General features: G+C 69.2%; 15 protein-coding genes. 12 read left to right on the top strand and 3 right to left on the bottom strand.

What is annotated here, in order from left to right:
- Positions 1–46: 46 nt before the first annotated feature.
- The 7 genes from IEY84_RS10845 to IEY84_RS10875 all read left to right on the top strand — a co-directional run bounded on the left by IEY84_RS10845 (position 47) and on the right by IEY84_RS10875 (position 9,071).
- Positions 47–646, top strand: a complete 600-nt coding sequence (locus IEY84_RS10845; RefSeq protein ID WP_229788582.1) for a TetR/AcrR family transcriptional regulator — start codon at positions 47–49, stop codon at positions 644–646.
- Complete coding sequence (locus IEY84_RS10850; RefSeq protein ID WP_183542933.1) at positions 643–1,437, top strand: TIGR03084 family metal-binding protein; 795 nt, start codon at positions 643–645, stop codon at positions 1,435–1,437. Before IEY84_RS10845 ends, IEY84_RS10850 begins: the two co-directional genes overlap by 4 nt.
- On the top strand, positions 1,434–3,209 hold the full coding sequence (locus IEY84_RS10855; RefSeq protein ID WP_183542934.1) for an acyclic terpene utilization AtuA family protein: 1,776 nt from the start codon (positions 1,434–1,436) through the stop codon (positions 3,207–3,209). The genes IEY84_RS10850 and IEY84_RS10855 overlap by 4 nt, the downstream gene beginning before the upstream one ends.
- Positions 3,206–4,339, top strand: coding sequence for an acyl-CoA dehydrogenase family protein (locus IEY84_RS10860; RefSeq protein ID WP_183542935.1), 1,134 nt, complete (start codon positions 3,206–3,208; stop codon positions 4,337–4,339). Before IEY84_RS10855 ends, IEY84_RS10860 begins: the two co-directional genes overlap by 4 nt.
- Positions 4,336–5,907 carry an acyl-CoA carboxylase subunit beta gene (locus IEY84_RS10865; RefSeq protein ID WP_183542936.1) on the top strand — a complete coding sequence of 524 codons (1,572 nt, stop codon included), beginning with the start codon at positions 4,336–4,338 and terminating at the stop codon, positions 5,905–5,907. The genes IEY84_RS10860 and IEY84_RS10865 overlap by 4 nt, the downstream gene beginning before the upstream one ends.
- Positions 5,908–5,997: 90 nt before the next feature.
- Positions 5,998–7,896: an acetyl/propionyl/methylcrotonyl-CoA carboxylase subunit alpha gene (locus tag IEY84_RS10870; protein ID WP_183542937.1), complete on the top strand. Its 1,899-nt coding sequence runs from the start codon at positions 5,998–6,000 to the stop codon at positions 7,894–7,896.
- On the top strand, positions 7,893–9,071 hold the full coding sequence (locus tag IEY84_RS10875) for an acyl-CoA dehydrogenase family protein (RefSeq protein ID WP_183542938.1): 1,179 nt from the start codon (positions 7,893–7,895) through the stop codon (positions 9,069–9,071). The genes IEY84_RS10870 and IEY84_RS10875 overlap by 4 nt, the downstream gene beginning before the upstream one ends.
- A 128-nt stretch (positions 9,072–9,199) precedes the next feature.
- Here the strand turns inward: IEY84_RS10875 and IEY84_RS10880 are convergent, their stop codons facing one another.
- Entirely contained in the window at positions 9,200–9,877 is a 678-nt protein-coding gene (locus IEY84_RS10880) for an RDD family protein (protein ID WP_183542940.1), read from the bottom strand.
- 54 nt (positions 9,878–9,931) lie between these two features.
- On the bottom strand, positions 9,932–10,513 hold the full coding sequence (locus tag IEY84_RS10885) for an RDD family protein (RefSeq protein WP_189129300.1): 582 nt from the start codon (positions 10,511–10,513) through the stop codon (positions 9,932–9,934).
- Positions 10,514–10,606: 93 nt separating this feature from the next.
- Here IEY84_RS10885 and IEY84_RS10890 point away from each other — a divergent pair, with 93 nt between their 5' ends.
- Positions 10,607–11,755: a YihY/virulence factor BrkB family protein gene (locus IEY84_RS10890; protein ID WP_183542945.1), complete on the top strand. Its 1,149-nt coding sequence runs from the start codon at positions 10,607–10,609 to the stop codon at positions 11,753–11,755.
- 24 nt (positions 11,756–11,779) lie between these two features.
- Here IEY84_RS10890 and IEY84_RS10895 read toward each other — a convergent pair whose 3' ends face one another.
- Positions 11,780–12,352 (bottom strand): protein-L-isoaspartate O-methyltransferase family protein, encoded by a 573-nt coding sequence (locus tag IEY84_RS10895; protein ID WP_221208548.1) that lies wholly within the window; start codon positions 12,350–12,352, stop codon positions 11,780–11,782.
- 18 nt (positions 12,353–12,370) lie between these two features.
- On the opposite strand from IEY84_RS10895, the gene IEY84_RS10900 reads away from it, so the two are divergent.
- From IEY84_RS10900 to IEY84_RS10915, 4 genes are all read left to right on the top strand, one after another.
- Positions 12,371–13,138, top strand: coding sequence for an enoyl-CoA hydratase family protein (locus tag IEY84_RS10900; RefSeq protein ID WP_183542947.1), 768 nt, complete (start codon positions 12,371–12,373; stop codon positions 13,136–13,138).
- 63 nt (positions 13,139–13,201) lie between these two features.
- Positions 13,202–13,729, top strand: coding sequence for a SigE family RNA polymerase sigma factor (locus IEY84_RS10905; protein WP_183542949.1), 528 nt, complete (start codon positions 13,202–13,204; stop codon positions 13,727–13,729).
- Positions 13,729–15,051 carry a hypothetical protein gene (locus IEY84_RS10910; protein ID WP_183542951.1) on the top strand — a complete coding sequence of 441 codons (1,323 nt, stop codon included), beginning with the start codon at positions 13,729–13,731 and terminating at the stop codon, positions 15,049–15,051. The genes IEY84_RS10905 and IEY84_RS10910 overlap by 1 nt, the downstream gene beginning before the upstream one ends.
- Before the next feature lie 194 nt (positions 15,052–15,245).
- Positions 15,246–17,432: a HelD family protein gene (locus IEY84_RS10915; protein WP_183542953.1), complete on the top strand. Its 2,187-nt coding sequence runs from the start codon at positions 15,246–15,248 to the stop codon at positions 17,430–17,432.
- The last annotated feature ends 34 nt before the right edge of the window (positions 17,433–17,466 follow it).

Below are 17,466 nucleotides of genomic sequence, written 5' to 3' on the forward strand. Positions count from 1 at the left end.
CAGTCAGGGTTGACTGTTTGTTTCTGGCGCGGCAGAGTGCGTGCTTGTGAGCCAGGCCACCCGCGTACCCCAGGAGCAGCGCACCCGCGCGATGCGGGCCCGCCTCCTCGATGCCACCGTCGAGCTGTTGGTCGAGCGCGGTTTCGCGGGCACGTCGACCACGCTCGTCTCCCAGCGCGCCGGGGTCTCGCGCGGGGCGCAGCTGCATCACTTCCCGGCCAAGAACGACCTCGTCGTCGCCGCCGTCGAGCACATCACCGAGGCACGGGGCCAGGCCCTGAAGGAGGCTGCGCGCACCCTTCCCGACGGCGGGCGGCGTACGCGGCAGGTGCTCGCCATGCTCGCCGACCACGTCACCTCGCCGGTCTTCACCGCCGCCCTCGAGCTGTGGGTCGCCGCGCGCACCGACGAGCAGCTCGGCGCCGCGGTCGGCCCGCTCGAACAGCACATCGGCCGCGAGCTCCACCGTCTCACCGTCGAGCTGCTCGGTGTGGACGAGAGGAAGCCGGGCGTACGCGAACTCGTCCAGGCCACCCTCGACATGGTGCGTGGCCTGGGCCTGGCAGACACGATCTCCGACGATGCCGCTCGCCGTGAGCGGATCCTCGACCGATGGGCCGAAGTCCTGGAAAGAGAGCTGTCATGAGCTTGCTGGATCAACTTCTCGAGGACCTCTCCCTGGAGGGGTTCGAGCTGCGTCAGGTCGTGGCCGGCCTGAGCGAGGCCGGCTGGCGCGAGCCGACGCCGGCCGAGGGCTGGGACGTCGCCGCCCAGATCGCCCACCTGGCCTGGACCGACGAGGCTGCGCTCGCCGCGACCGAGTGGGTGGCCGGTGACACCACCGGCTGGGACGAGCTGGTCACCGACGGGCTCAAGAACCCCGAGGGCTACGTCGACGAGGCTGCCCTGGCGCTCGCCACGATGCCGGCGACGGACCTGTTGGAGCACTGGGACGGCGTACGCGGCGAGCTCGCCGGTGCGCTCGCGAACGTCCCCGAGGGGAAGAAGCTGCCCTGGTTCGGCCCGCCGATGTCGCCCGCCTCGATGGCGACCGCGCGCTTCATGGAGACCTGGGCCCACGGCCTGGACGTGCGGGAGGCGCTCGGGCTGGCCTACGAGCCCAGCGACCGGATCAAGCACGTCTGCCACCTCGGCACCCGCACCCGCGACTTCTCCTACGGTGTGCACGGCCTCAACCCGCCGAGCGAGCCGTTCCGGGTCTCGCTCACGGCGCCGTCCGGGGAGATCTGGGAGTGGGGGCCGGAGGATGCGGCGCAGAGCGTCCGCGGCCCTGCGTACGACTTCGCTCGGCTCGTCACCCAGCGCATCCACCGCGACGACACCTCGCTGGAGGCCACCGGGGACGAAGCCGAGAAGTGGCTGAGCATCGCCCAGGCGTTCGCCGGACCGGCCGGGGACGGGAGGCCGAAGAAGTGATCGCCATCGGCAACTGCTCCGGGTTCTACGGCGACCGGTTCTCGGCGATGCGCGACATGCTCGAGGGCGGTCGGCTCGACGTACTCACCGGCGACTACCTCGCCGAGCTGACCATGCTCATCCTCGGCAAGGACGCCCTCAAGGACCCGACGACCGGCTACGCCAAGACCTTCCTGCGCCAGGTGGCCGACAGCCTCGACCTCGCCCTGCAGCGAGACGTCAAGGTCGTCGCCAACGCCGGCGGTCTCAACCCTGCGGGGCTCGCTGCCGCCATCGAGACGCTCGGGACTTCTGCGAAGGTGGCGTACGTCGACGGCGACGACCTCCGGGGTCGTCTCGACTCCCACCCCGACGCGCTCACCGCCAACGCCTATCTCGGTGCCTTCGGGATCGCGCACGCACTCGACGCCGGTGCCGACATCGTCGTCACCGGTCGGGTGACCGACGCGAGCGTCGTCGTCGGGCCGGCGATCGCTCACCACGGCTGGAAGCGCGACTCCTACGACGAGCTCGCGGGCGCCGTGGTCGCCGGGCATGTGATCGAGTGCGGCACCCAGGCCACCGGCGGCAACTTCTCCGGGTTCCTGACCATGTCGCCCCAGGCGAGGGCACGCCCGCTGGGCTTCCCGGTCGCGGAGATCGCCGTCGACGGCTCCTCGATCATCACCAAGCAGGACGAGACCGGCGGCACGGTCACGGTCGACACGGTGACCGCGCAGCTGCTCTACGAGATCCAGGGGCCGCTCTACCTCGGCCCCGACGTCACCACCGACCTCACCTCGATCCGGCTCCAGGAGGTCGGGATCGACCGGGTCGCGATCACCGGCGTGACGGGCACCCCGCCGCCGGCCACGCTCAAGGTCGCCGTCAACTCGCTCGGCGGCTACCGCAACTCGGTCGAGTTCGTCCTCACCGGTCCTGACATCGACGCCAAGGCGACCTGGTTGCGCGACCAGCTCGACGCCGAGCTCCCGATCGGACCGGACTACACCTGGTCGACCTACCGCATCCCGGCACCCGACTCGCCGACCGAGGAGGGCGCCGGCTGCATCCTGCGACTCTCCGCGCGGGCCGCGGACGCCGACGCCGTCGGCCGTGCACTGACGGCGCCGGCCATCGAGCTGGCGCTCGCCTCCTATCCGGGCTTCCACGTCACCGCGCCCCCGGGACGGCCGTCTCCGTTCGGCATCTACAGGGCCGCGTACGTCCGGCGCGACCGCGCCGAGGAAACCGTCCACCTCCCCACCGGCGAGACGTACAAGGTCCCGCCCCCCTTGGCCTACGCCGAGAAGTCAGTTTCTGGCGCCGAAAGGTCGAAATCTGGTGCCGAGAAGTCAGTTTCCGGATTGGTAGGTCATCGAGACGGCCAGGAACTGACCTCTCGCGCTCAGAAACTGACGTCTCGCGGTCAAGAACTGACGTCTCGGCGGGCGTTGGGGGAGGTGGTCTACGCGCGGTCGGGGGACAAGGGTGGGGATGCCAACCTGGGGCTCTGGGTGCCGCAGGGGAAGTCGGACGCGGCCGTCGAGTGGCTGCTGGAGGCAGTCACCCCGGAGTGGGTGCGGGAGCTGCTGCCCGAGACCGAGGATCTCGCCATCGACATCACGGCGCTGCCGCACCTGCGTGGCGTGAACATCGTCATCCACGACCTGCTCGGAGACGGCGTGGCCGCCTCGACGCGGTTCGACCCGCAAGCCAAGGGCCTGGGCGAATGGGCCCGAAGCCGATTTGTCGACATGCCGACCGAAATCGTCCCGGAAGGACTTCAGTGAGCAACGACCTTTTCCAGTTGGGCGCTGAGTTCGTCCGCCGCGAGGTCTTCCCGGACCTTCAGGATTGGGAGGACAACCAGGAGATCCCGCGGGAGGTCCACCGGGCCGCCGCCAAGCAGGGACTGCTGGGGATCGGGTTCCCCGAGGACGTCGGCGGCGAGGGCGGCGGACTGGCCGACACCGTCGCGGTGACCGAGGGGATGATGTCCGAGGGCGCCTCATCGGGCCTGCTGGCGGGCCTGTTCACCCACGGGATCGCGCTGCCGCACATCGCCAAGCACGGCTCGCCCCACCTCATCGACACCTATGTGAGGCCGACGCTAGCCGGTGAGAAGATCGGCAGCCTCGCCATCACCGAGCCCGACGGCGGCTCGGACGTCTCCCACCTGCGCACCACGGCGGTCCGCGACGGCGACGAGTTCGTCGTCAACGGCGCCAAGACGTTCATCACCTCTGGCTGCCGCGCCGACTTCGTCACCACCGCGGTCCGCACCGGCGGCCCGGGGGCCGGCGGCATCAGCCTGCTGGTGATCGACAAGGACTCCCCAGGATTCACGGTCACCCGCAAGCTCGCCAAGATGGGCTGGCACTGCTCCGACACCGCGGAGCTCGCCTTCGAGGACGTACGCGTCCCCGCGGCCAACCTCGTCGGCGACGAGAACGCTGGCTTCATCTACATCGCCGAGGCGTTCGTGACCGAGCGGATCGCGCTGGCCGTACAGGGTTACGGCACCGCCGCCCGCTGCCTCGCGCTCACCGCCGACTTCTGCCGCCAGCGCGAGACGTTCGGCGAGCCCCTGATCAAGCGTCAGGTCGTACGCCACAAGCTGGTCGAGATGCACCGCCAGGTCGAGGTGGCCAAGGCCTACACCCACGCCGTGGTCGCCCGCTATGACCGCGAAGGGTCGACCCAGGCCACCATCGCCGAGGCCGCGCTGGCCAAGCAGACAGCGGTCGAGGCTTGCACCTGGGTCGTCGACCAGGCCGTCCAGCTTCACGGCGGGACGGGATACATGCACGGGACCGAGGTCGAGCGGCACTACCGCGACGCTCGGATCCTGCCGATCGGAGGAGGAGCCACCGAAGTGATGACGGATCTGGCGGCCAAGTTGCTGGGATACAACCGATGAGCGGCAACAGAGAGGCCCTCCTCGAGAAGATCGAGGCGCTCGACGCCGAGCACGCGAAGGCGGCAGCCGGAGGCGGCGAGAAGTACGTCGCCCGCCACAAGGCCCGCGGCAAGCTCCTCGCCCGCGAGCGGATCGAGCTGCTGCTCGACGAGGGCAGCCCGTTCCTGGAGACCCAGCCGCTGATCGGCTGGGGCAGCGACTTCCCGGTCGGCGGCTCGATCATCACCGGCATCGGTGTGGTCGAAGGTGTCGAGTGCATGATCGTCGCCAATGACCCCACGGTGAAGGGCGGCGCGCTCAACCCCTACTCCCTCAAGCGCTCCTTCCGGGCGGCCGAGATCGCGGAGAAGAACGGTCTCCCGACGATCAACCTGACCGAGTCCGGCGGCGCCGACCTGCCGACCCAGAAGGACATCTTCATCCCCGGCGGCAAGGGGTTCCGCGACCTGACGAGAGCCTCCGCCCGCAAGCAGCCGACCATCTCGGTGGTCTTCGGCAACTCCACGGCCGGTGGTGCGTACGTCCCCGGCATGAGCGACTACGTGATCATGGTCAAGGAGGGCGCGAAGGTCTTCCTGGCCGGCCCGCCGCTGGTGAAGATGGCCACCGGCGAGGACACCGACGACGAGTCGCTGGGCGGCGCCGAGATGCACTCGCGCATCTCCGGCTCCTCCGACTTCCTCGCCGTCGACGAGCACGACGCGATCCGGCAGGCACGACGGGTCGTCGCCCGGCTCAACTGGCGCAAGCGTGGCCCGCTCCCCAAGGCGAGCTACGAGCCCGACCTCGATCCCGACGGCCTGCTCGACCTCATCCCGACCGATCTCAAGGAGCCCTTCGACCCGCGCGAGGCGATCCTGCGGATCGTCGACGGGACCGGCCCGGACAACGAGGTGCCCTTCGACGAGTTCAAGCCCCTCTACGGAACGAGCCTCTGCGTCGGCTGGGCGCGGCTGCACGGCTACGAGATCGGCATCCTGGCGAACGCACGCGGTGTCCTGATGAGCGAGGAGGCCCAGAAGGCGGCGCAGTTCATCCAGCTGGCCAACCAGAAGGACACCCCGCTGCTGTTCCTGCACAACACCACCGGCTACATGGTCGGCACGGAGTACGAGCAGGGCGGCATCATCAAGCACGGTGCCCTGATGATCAACGCCGTCTCCAACTCCACCGTCCCGCACCTGACCGTGATCATGGGCGCGAGCTACGGCGCCGGCAACTACGGCATGAACGGACGGGCGTACGACCCCCGCTTCCTCTTCACCTGGCCCTCGGCCAAGTCCGCAGTCATGGGGCCGGCCCAGCTCGCCGGCGTGATGGAGATCGTCGCCCGCGAGTCCGCTGAGAAGAAGGGCGAGATCTTCGACGCCGAGGGGTTCAAGGGCGTCAAGGAGATGGTCGAGGGGATGGTCGAGGAGCAGTCGCTGCCGATGTTCCTGAGCGGCCTCGGCTACGACGACGGGGTCATCGACCCGCGCGACACCCGCACCGTCCTCGGTCTGTGTCTCTCCGCCATCGCAACCAAGGAGATCGAGGGGGCGATGAACTTTGGCGTCTTCAGGATGTGACGTGTTCGGTACCCGGAAGGTTGCTTCGCGGGTGGTCTCGACAAGCTCGACCACCGGGGGCCGAGGCTCTATGAACGGAAAGGTCTCACGATGATCTCCAGATTGCTGGTCGCCAACCGCGCCGAGATCGCCTCGCGTGTGTTCCGCACCGCCCGGAAGCTCGGGATCGAGACCGTCGCGGTGCACTCCGACGCCGACGTGGCCCTGCCGTTCGTGGCGGAGGCGGATCATGCCGTACGTCTCCCGGGCAACGCCCCCGCCGAGACCTACCTTCGCGCTGACCTCGTCATCGAGGCGGCGAAGGTGGCCGGTGCCGACGCGATCCACCCGGGCTACGGGTTCCTGTCGGAGAACGCCGACTTCGCCCGCGCCGTCGAGGCGGCCGGTCTGGTCTGGATCGGGCCCGCGCCCGAGTCGATCGAGCAGATGGGCTCCAAGATCGAGGCCAAGAAGATCATGGCCGCCGCCGGGGTCCCGGTCCTGGAAGCGCCGGCATCGCCGGTCGAGTCCGATCTGCCGCTGCTGGTCAAGGCCTCCGCCGGCGGAGGTGGGCGCGGGATGCGGATCGTCCGCTCCCTCGACGCTCTCGGAGCCGAGATCGCCAAGGCCGAGGCCGAGGCCGCCTCTGCCTTCGGAGACGGCACCGTCTTCGTCGAGCCGTACGTCGAGGCCGGCCGTCACGTCGAGGTCCAGGTCGTCGGCGACGGTGCCGGCAACGTCGCCGTCTTCGGTGAGCGCGACTGCTCTGTGCAGCGTCGCCACCAGAAGGTCGTCGAGGAGTCCCCGGCGCCCCTGCTGCCGGACGCCGTCCGGTCTGCGCTCCATGACGCGGCCCGGAATGCCGCCGCCGCGATCGACTACCGCGGGGCCGGCACCGTCGAGTTCCTCTACGACGCCGCCTCGGAGCGGTTCTGGTTCCTGGAGATGAACACCCGGCTTCAGGTGGAGCATCCGGTGACCGAGCTGGTTCATGGGGTGGATCTGGTGGAGCTGCAGATCGCGGTGGCGGAAGGTGTTGGTTTCGACACGCCTCCGCCTAGCGGCTCCGGCGGCTCAACCAACGGGTGGGCGATCGAGGTGCGGTTGTATGCCGAGGATCCTTCCGCGGACTATCAGCCGCAGTCGGGGACGTTGGCGACGTTGGAGTTCCCCGGCGCCGCTCGGATCGACGGCGGCTACACGTCAGGCTCGGAGGTCAGCACCTTTTACGACGCCATGCTGGCGAAGGTGATCGTGCACGCGCCCACGCGCGACGCGGCGATCCGGCGGCTGGTCTCGGTGCTGCGTACGGCCAAGATCCACGGCCTGGTGACCAACCGGGAGCAGCTGATCGGGATCCTCGGGTCCGATGCGTTCCGCAGCGGCGAGGTCACCACCGCTCTGCTCGCGAAAGAAAATCTTCTTTCAACGGTCGACGACCCTGGTGCCGCTGTCGCGGCGGCGGTCGCCCTGGCCGAAGCGACCCGTCGCCCGCGGGTGCCGGTGGCCTGGCGCAACGTCACCAACCAGCCTCAGCGGACGGTCTTCGAGGATGACTCCGAGGACGGCCTCGTCGTGGAGTGGTACGGAACTCGCGACGGCTACCGGATCGACGGCTTCGAGGTCATCGATGCAGGTCAAGACCGGGTTGTACTCGAGAAGGACGGCCTGCGCACGACGTACGAGGTCTCGATCGACGGCGCCCGGATCGACGTCGACTCCTCGTTCGGCCACACCGCGCTGCGGAAGCGTCCGAGGTTCACCGACCCCGCGACCCAGACCCAGCCCGGAAGCCTGCTGGCGCCGATGCCGGGGTCGGTCATCAGCGTGCTCGCCGAGTCCGGCAGCAGCGTCACGGAGGGCCAGCCACTGCTGGTCCTGGAGGCGATGAAGATGCAGCACACGGTGACTGCGCCCACCGACGGCGTACTCGCTCAGATCAACGTCAAACCAGGAACCCAGGTCGCCGCCGGCGAGGTGCTCGCCGTCGTAGAGGAGGAGACATCATGACCGCGACTGTGACCAACCCATTCGGCGAGCCCGAGGAGCGGACCGCGCTGCGGGAGGCCGTGGCGAAGCTGGCCGGCAAGTACGGCCACGACTTCGTCGCCAAGCAGGCCCGCGAGGGCGGCAAGATGACCGAGATGTGGCTGGAGATGGGCCGCAACGGGTTCCTCGGCGTCAACATCGCCGAGGAGTACGGCGGCGGTGGCGGTGGCATGAGCGACCTGGCCGCCGTGCTCGAGGAGGCCGCGACCGCCGGCGCTCCGCTGCTGATGATGGTCGTCAGCCCGGCGATCTGCGGCAGCATCATCGGCCGCTGCGGCACCGACGAGCAGAAGAAGCGCTGGCTGCCGGCGATCGCCGACGGCTCGCACCTGATGGCCTTCGGGATCACCGAGGCCGACGCCGGCTCCAACTCCCACAAGATCACCACCACGGCCAAGCGTGACGGTGACGAGTGGATCCTGAGCGGCCAGAAGACCTTCATCTCCGGTGTCGACGAGGCCGATTCGGTCCTCATCGTGGCTCGGACGGAAGATGCCAAGACCGGCAAGCTCAAGCCCGCCCTCTTCGTGGTCCCGACCGACTCCGAGGGCTTCACCAAGCAGGTCATCCCGATGGCCTGGGAGGCGCCGGAGAAGCAGTTCACCCTCTTCATCGATGACGTACGTCTCCCCACCGATGCCCTCGTCGGCGACGAGGACGGCGGCATCTGGCAGCTCTTCGCCGGCCTCAACCCCGAGCGCATCATGGGTGCTGCGCTCTCCTGCGGGATGGCCCGCTACGCACTCGCAAAGGCGGTCGAGTACGCCGGGTCCCGGTCGGTCTGGAAGGACGCCCCGATCGGCTCCCACCAGGGCATCGCGCACCCGCTCGCGAAGGTCAAGATCGAGCTGGAGCAGGCCCGCCTGCTGTGGCAGAAGGCCGCCGCGCTCTACGACGCCGGGGACGACGCCGGTGCCGGGGAGTACGCCAACATGGCCAAGTACGCCGCCGGCGAGGTCGCCTGCAACGCCACCGACGCCGCGGTCCACACCCATGGCGGCAACGGCCTCACGGTGGAGTACGGCCTGGCCAACCAGCTCGTCGCCGCCCGCCTGGGCCGGATCGCCCCGGTCAGCCGGGAGATGATCCTCAACTACATCGCCATGCACACCCTGGGACTGCCGAAGTCCTACTGAAATTCGTCGGTCGAGCCGCGAGCGCCAGCGAGCGTGTCGAGACCAACACGGTCGCCCTCGCGCACGATGGGACTGTGTTGGTCTCGACACGCCTCCGCCTAGCGGCTCCGGCGGCTCGACCGGCGGGGTTACTTCTGCTTCGGCTCGACGATCACGATCGTGGTGAGGATCTTGTCGGCGAAGGTCTGACGCTTGTCGTCCCACAGCGGCCACAGGTAGCCGATGTAGCAGGCCATGCTGTCGAGGATGTGCACGAACTGACGGCCGATCGAGAACCAGGTGCCGAGGACCTGGCCGTCGGCCTCCTTGATGACCTTGATGCCGAGGACGCCCTTGCCGATCGTGTAGCCGGTCTTGCCCTGCTTCAGGCCGTAGTTCCAGAACGCGAAACCGATGAGGAGGATGAATCCGAGGAACGCGACGATCCCGCCGATGGCCATGAGTGCACCATTGGGTTCGCCGCTGGTGTACATACCGGTGCTCGGGTCATATTCGGAGGCGCCCGCGGCTGCGCCGCCGATGAACATGCCGTAGCCGACGTAGAAGGGGATGGCGACGACCATCCCGATCAGCCCGTCGATGATGTACGCGCCGACTCGCGCACCCCACGAGGCGTACGGCGGGGTCGGGGCGCCATAGCCGCCCGGGGCGGCGCCGTAGCCGGCGGGAGCCGCACCGTATCCCTGCACGGGAGGGGGAGGCGGAGCGCTGGGCTGGCCGTACGCCGGGGCGGGCGGCGGTACCGGCGGCGTGGGCTGGCCGGAGGGGTCCTGCGGGGCGCCAGGGGGCGGGCCGTAGTTAGACATGGGCAGAGTATGGCCACAACGCAGCGCAAATGTCTGCGTACACGCCTGACTCCGTCATGCCTGAGAGCGCGGCTCCACGACGACGAGGGTTCCGACGAGCTTGTCGGCGAAGGTCTGGCGCTTGTCGTCCCACAGCGGCCACAGGTAGCCGATGAAGCAGAATGCGTCGAGGACGTGGAGCAGCTGCCGCCCCAGTGCCATCGGGACGCCGATCGTGGCCTGCCCGTCTGCGGTCGAGGGAGTCTTGCGGACCAGCTTGATCCCGATGACGCCCTTGCCGATGGTGTAGCCCGTGCGGCCCTGCTTCAGCACATGGTTCCAGACGGCGAAGCCGATGAAACCGAGCCAGCCGACTGCGGTGACCAGGAGGCCGAAGACGGTGACGAAGATGCCTGACTCCTGGGAGAGCCCGCCTCCCACGCCGGCGACCAGGTAGAACGGCAGCAGCAGGGCGATGTCGATCAGCGCGCCGGCGACCCGGCGACCCCAGGACGCCAGCGGCGGGCCCGAGGGGACGTACGTCTGTTGTGCCCACGGTGGGCTCTGGGGCTGTGGGCTCGGCCCGCGAGCAGGGTCGTGCGGCGCGCCTGGGGGTGGCCCGGGCGGCGGGCCGAAGTTGGACATGTGGTGGGTCATCTCCTCGTATGTGCTCCTGCTGACCTGGCCGACGTCCAATCTATCGGGTCCCGCAGGGGTTAGCCTGCTGTCGTGGCTGGAGCGGCGAGGTCAATGGATCGGGCTCAGCGCCGGTTCCCGCCGGTCGCGTTCCCGCTGGCTGTCCTCTACAAGTTCTGGGACGACCAGGGCAACAACCTCGCCGCGATCATCACCTACTACGCCTTCGTCTCGGTCTTCCCGATCCTGCTGCTCGCCTCCTCGATCCTCGGCTTCGTGCTGGAGGGCAACCCGGACCTGCAGGAGGCGGTCCTCGACACGGCGTTGGCGCAGTTCCCGATCATCGGCGACCAGCTCGGCCGCAAGGAGCTCACCGGGTCCACCAGCGCGATCATCATCGGTGGCATCACCGCGCTCTACGGTGCTCTGGGCCTCGGCCTCTCGATGCAGAACGCGGTCAACACCGCCTGGTCGGTGCCGCGCAACAGCCGACCCAACCCGCTCTTCCTGCGCGTGCGGTCGCTGCTCATGCTCGCCGTCGGTGGGCTGGCCATCCTCTCGGTCACCACGCTGTCGCTGGTGCTGAGCCACACCGACTTCTTCGGGTTCAAAGCCGTCGACGTCGGCTACTGGCTGGTGATCCTCGGCACCGTGCTGATCGTCACCGGTTTGCTGTGCGTCGTCTTCCGGATGGCCACCACACGCGACCATTCCCTCGCTCACGCCCTCCCGGGCGCGTTCACGTTCGCGTTGCTGTGGCAGGTGCTGCAGTACTTCGGTGCCGAGTTCGTCACGAACGTGATCGCCGCCACCCGCGGCATGAACCAGACTTTCGCGCTGGTCCTCGGGCTGGTCGCCTTCCTCTACATCGCCGCGATGATGGTGGTGATCTCCATCGAGGTCAACGTGGTGTACTCGCGACACCTGTGGCCGCGCGCGCTGCTCACCATCTTCACTGACGACGTCGAGCTGACCGAGGCCGATCGTCGCGCCTACGCGAGCTATGCCCTCATGCAGCGCCACAAGGGGTTCGAGACGGTCGCGGTGACGTTCGACGGGCCGGACGGCGACTCCCACGAGATCGTCATGGACCCGTCCTGGCTCCGCAAGAGCGCTCGGCAGATCCGGCGCCGTGACGAGTTCAGCCGACCGTTGCCTCCGACCAAACCGCCACCCGAGACGCCACCCAAGGTGCCGCCGGGCAAGCTGCAGGCGGTGCCGCCGCCCGACGAGGACGATCAACACGGGGTCTCAGGCGCCTAGCAGGGTTCACCACCTACTCGCGTCTCAGCGCAGCGGCACGAAGCGGTACCAGCCGTGGGTGCTGAGCCGCGCCTCGCCCGTCGCGGACCGCTCCGCCAGCGTCATCCGTCCGGCGACCGGGATCACCATCCGGCTGGGAGCAGCGAGCTGGTCCATCAGCTCGCTCGGCAGGGCCTCGGCCTCGGCGGAGACCAGGATCCGGTCGTACGCAGCCTGCCGAGGCCACCCGAGCACGCCCGGCTTCGCCTTCTCGATGCGGGCCCATGGCTGATCTGTCGCGGCCAGGTTCCGACGGCCGAACCGGACCAGGGACGGCTCCAGCTCCACCCCGACCACGCTGCCCTCGGGACCGGTCAGATGGGCGAGCAGCGCGGTGGTCCAGCCCGAACCGGAGCCGACGTCGAGCACCTTGTGACCAGGCGCGACCTGGAGGAGATGGAGCATGTCGGCCACTGTCCGCGGCTGTGAGTTGGTCTGCCCGTGGCCGATGGAGAGCGGCTCGTCGAAGCCCGCGTAGCCACGCTCCACGGGAGGGAGGAAGCCTTCCCGTGGAATGGCGGCGAACGCGTCGAGGACCGGGTCCACACGTCCAGTCAAGCACGTAGTCTCTGCCGCATGACTGAGTCGCCCGAAACCACCGCTGAGCTCGTCCACCTCGACGTCACCGATGGAGTCGCCACCATCACCCTCGACTCGCCCGCCAACCGGAACGCACTCTCCCGCCAGCTGGTCACCGAGCTGTTCGAGGCCCTGCACGCCGCGGACAAGGACTCCTCGGTCAAGGCGGTCGTGCTTCAGGCCACGGGCACCGTCTTCTGCTCCGGCGCCGACCTCTCCGAGGCCGCGACGGTGCCGATGGAGGAGGGCACTCGCGGGATCGTACGTCTCCAGCGCACCATCGTCGCCCTGACCAAGCCCGTCGTGGCCAAGGTCCAGGGGCCGGTCCGCGCGGGTGGTCTCGGGCTCGTGGCCGCCGCCGACATCGCGATCGCCGCCGACACCGTCTCCTTCGCGCTCACCGAGGTCCGCCTGGGCCTGGCCCCCGCCGCGATCTCCCTCTCGATCCTGCCCCGAATCGACTCCCGCGCCGCCTCGCGCTACTTCCTCACCGGCGACAAGTTCGACGCCGCCGAGGCCGCCCGTATCGGCATCCTGACCGCCGCCGTGCCCGCCGAGTCTCTCGACGACGAGGTCGCCGCCATCACCTCCTCCCTGCTCCAGGGCTCCCCCCAGGGCCTGCGCGAGACCAAGCGCCTCATGGTCCGCGGCCTGGTCGAGCACATCGATGCCGGCGGCGAGGAGATGGCCGCCCTCTCCGCCCGCCTCTTCGGCTCCGACGAGGCCCGCGAGGCGATGACCGCTTTCCTGACCCGCAAGAAGTAGCCCGAGCAGAAATAGGAGCAGCGTGAGGCAACCATCCTGGCCACTCGCATGGTCAGGATGGGCATGACGACGGATGCCATCGCGCCGACCAGGCGCGAGCGTGAGGTGAGTGTCGCCACGGTCGACTTCGACGACTTCGTGGCGGCGCGATCGGGTGCGCTGTTGCGTACCGCCTACCTCCTCACGCGTGACCACGGGCTCGCCGAGGACCTGCTGCAGACAGCCCTGACCAAGGCGTGGTTCGCCTGGGCGAAGATCGAGAACCACGAGGCGTACGTCCGCAGGATCCTCGTCAACACCTACACCTCGTGGTGGCGACGGAAGTGGAACGGCGAGCAGCCCGTCCTGGAGCTCCTCGACAGCTCGGTCGACCATCCCGAGGAGGGTGCGCACGACCTGTGGATCGCGCTCGGCCGGCTGCCGCGGCGGCAGCGTGCCGTCGTCGTGCTCCGCTACTTCGAGGACCTCACCGAGGCCCAGACCGCCGACCTGCTCGGCTGCGCGGTCGGGACGATCAAGTCCCAGACCTCGAAGGCCCTCGCCAAGCTCCGCATCGACCCGGCCCTCGCTCCGGCCCAGGAGGAGAACTGATGAACACCATCGAAGACCTCCGTACGACGCTGGCTTCTCGCGCCGACCAGACCGGCGCTCCGGTGGTGGCGCGCACCAGGGCCGTTCGTGTGCGGATCCGGCATGTCAGTATGCGGCGGCGGGTTGCCGCTGTTGCCGCGGTCGCGGTCGCGGTCGCGGCTGTGGGGCTGGCGGTGCTGATGCCCGACGCCGAGCGCGTACCGGTGGCAGGGCTGCCAGAAGAGGTGAAGGCACTGCACTTCACCTACGAGCTCGCCGACACCGAGGCGCTCGAGATCGGTGCCGGCCAGGAGCAGATCGAGGTGCCCACTCCTGGCGGCGACGGCAACTGGGGCGTCGTCGTCCGAGGAAACGGCCTGGAGACCGGCGCCGCCACGGTCTTCATCAACGGCGAGCCCGTGCTGCGGATCAAGGGCGATGAGCGTTCGGCGCTCTACCCGATCCCGTTCCGTGCGGGCGGGCACGTCACGGTGAAGGTGGACGACGCTGCCGGTGGCGGGGAGGTCTCGCTGGGCATCTACGAGAGGACCGGGGCCGTCGCGGGCGACGCCGTCAGCTACGCGGGCAAGCTGTTTCCGGCGACCTACGGTGGCGCCAGACTCATCGGTGGCGAGTTCGGCGATCCGGACGACACGGTGGTCCGGTACTGGTTCCGCGCCACCGGTCGTCCGGTCACCGTTGCGCCCGTCTGCATGGACCCGACCGGGACCTTCGAGGTCCGCTACCAGCTCGATGGTGAGGACGTCGGCAGCGGTGACTGCAGCGAGGAGTCACTCGACCTTCGGACGCCCGAGCTGGCGATCAGCAACCTGTGGCAGCCGGGTGAGCTGTCGCCGGGCCGTCACGCGGTGACCCTTGTCGCCACGCGCCGCGACGGATCGACCCGTCCGCCCGAGGACGTTGGCGTTCTCATGGGGATCGCCGTCTACGAGGAGGGTGAGCAGGTCGACCTGGGCGCGATGGATATCGACGAGGTCACCGAGCACAACGGCCGGCGTTGGCAGGTGGACCGGGTCATGCCGATCTCGAAGTCCCGCGCGTTCTCCACCGAGGTGGCCACCGGAGACCGGCCTGCGCTGATCGGCTTCCAGGCGTGTGGCCGTACCGTCACTGCCTACGCGAGGTCCCAGGGCTCGAGCCGGCGCACGGACGGCTCGATCTCGACGGACAGCGCCGGCGGGTGCGGCTACACGGTCGGTGACGAGCTGTTGGCGTACGACACGTACGACGTCGCTCTCGAGACGAGCAAAGACGACCTCGCGGCGGGCGATGACGACGAGACCTTCGACGGAGCGTTGGTGGTCTATCGCCCAGTCGACTAGCGCCGATCGATGGGGTTGCCTCGTCTTCCAATGCTCGGCGCGCGACCTTGCCCTGATGATCAGGCAGCGTGGCGCCGATCGGCTGATGACCCGCGTGTGCCGCTGATTCCCTCGTCGGGGGTAGAGTTGTCTCCTTGCCGTGCGCCATGGGGGGCGCACGGCGGGTGTGGATCTTTTGACGGGGGAACATCCAGTTGAACGACAAGCTGGCTGAGCGCGAGATCGCTCAGGAGCAGGACTTCGTAGATCGCGTCTACCTCCAGCTGGGAGAGTCGGCGCGCGCTGCGCAGGAGCTTGCCAAGGAGGGCCGCGACCGCGGTCGTCTGGGTCATGAAGGCGGCCTGGTCGAGCGCGACGCGTTCGCCTACCAGGCGGCGCGACGCATCGCGCAGCTCGATGCTGCCCACGAGGGCCTGGTCTTCGGCCGCCTCGACATCGACCCCGAGATCGACTCGGAGCCGCGTTACGTCGGCCGCATCGGTCTGCGTGACGCCGATCGCGACTCGCTGCTGATCGACTGGCGGGCCCCGGCTGCTGCGGTGTTCTACCAGGCCACCGCGGTCGAGCCGCGGTCGGTGATCCGGCGACGGGTGCTCCGGTCCGAGGGCCAGAACGTGGTCGGTGTGGAGGACGAGCTGCTCGACGCGGACGCCCTCGAACGCTCTGGCGCCGACCTGCCGATCGTCGGCGAGGGTGCGCTCATGGCCCAGCTCAGCCGCGCCCGTGACCGCACGATGCACTCCATCGTCGCGACCATCCAGGCCGAGCAGGACAAGGCGATCCGCGCGCCCGGCCGCGGCGTGACCACGATCTCCGGTGGTCCGGGTGTCGGCAAGACCGTCGTCGCTCTCCACCGCGCCGCCTACCTGCTCTACACCGAGCGTCGCCGCTACGAGTCCGGTGGCGTGCTCATCATCGGCCCGTCGGGCGTGTTCATGCGCTACATCGAACGCGTCCTGCCGAGCCTCGGTGAGACCGCGGTGGCGCTGCGCTCGCTGGGTGAGGTCGTCGACGGCGTACGCGCCACCTGGCACAACGACCCTGCGGTCGCCGACGTCAAGGGGTCCTCGCGGATGGCCGAGGTGCTCCGGCGCGCCGCGCGCCAGCAGGCGCCGGGATCGCCTCGCGAGTTCAAGGTCTTCTACCGCGACGACTCGCTGCGTCTGGACGGCAAGCGGCTCGGTGAGCTGCGCCGTCAGCTGATGAGCCAGGGCCGCCGCAACCAGCAGCTGCGCCGCGTACCTCAGCTGCTCCTCGATCTCCTCTGGCGTCAGGTACGCGGCGACCGTGGCCGCGAGCGTGGCCGCGAGCCTTTCAACGACGAGATGCTCGACAACGCCGCCTTCCTCGAGTTCGCCGCCGCCTGGTGGCCCGCTCTGGAGGCACGTGAGGTGCTCGGCTGGCTGCGCGAACCGGAGTTCCTGTCCCGCGTCTCGGAGGGGATCCTGACCTACGACGAGCAGCAGCTGCTCCTCAAGTCGTGGTCCGGTCGAGGACTGACCGACGCAGACCTGGCCATCGAGGACATCCCGCTGCTCGACGAGCTCCGCTACGCGATCGGCGACATCCCGGAGCAGGCCGCCGACGAGCGCGACCAGGACCAGAGCGGCATCGACATCGCCGAGCTGATGACCGCATCGGACCGGATGGACGCCGGTCGTGGCTGGCGGCCGCCGACCTACCGCATCGACGACGACCCGTTCGCCCACATCCTCATCGACGAGGCCCAGGACCTCACCCCGATGCAGTGGCGGATGGTCGGTCGCCGGGGGCGTACTGCCTCCTGGACCATCGTCGGCGACCCCGCCCAGTCCTCGTGGCCGGTGCCTGCCGAGTCCGAGGCGGAGCGGGCCAAGGCGTTGGAGGGCAAGCCCGTCCACGCCTTCCACCTGTCGACGAACTACCGCAACTCGGCCGAGATCTACTCCTTCGCAGCGGCGTACGCCGAGCGGGTCGGCCTCGACGCCGACCTGCCGACCGCGGTCCGCTCCACCGGCGTCGAGCCGCAGGTCATCGAGAATGCGGTCGATCTGGAGAAGGCGACCCGGGATGCGGTCGGCGAGATCGCGTCACAGGTCGGCGGCACCGTCGGCATCGTGGTCCCCGTCGCGCGCCGCTCGGAGGTCAACTCCTGGCTGGCGTCGTGGTCGGAGTTCGAGGCCGACGCTCCGTCGGCTGCTGCGTCTGCCGCCGACCCGACCTCGGTGCCCTCCGGCGAGGACCGCATCGTCGTCCTCACCGGCCTGGACACCAAGGGCCTCGAGTTCGACGGCATCGTCGTGGTCCGCCCCGACGAGATCGAGCGCGAGTCGGCCACCGGTCGGGCAACCCTCTACGTCGTCCTCACCCGAGCCACCCAGCTGCTGACCACCGTCTCCTGACCACCTATCGCCGAGTCGGCGCGTTAGAACGCGC

This window comes from Nocardioides albus, from assembly GCF_014648255.1.
GTDB lineage: Bacteria > Actinomycetota > Actinomycetes > Propionibacteriales > Nocardioidaceae > Nocardioides > Nocardioides albus.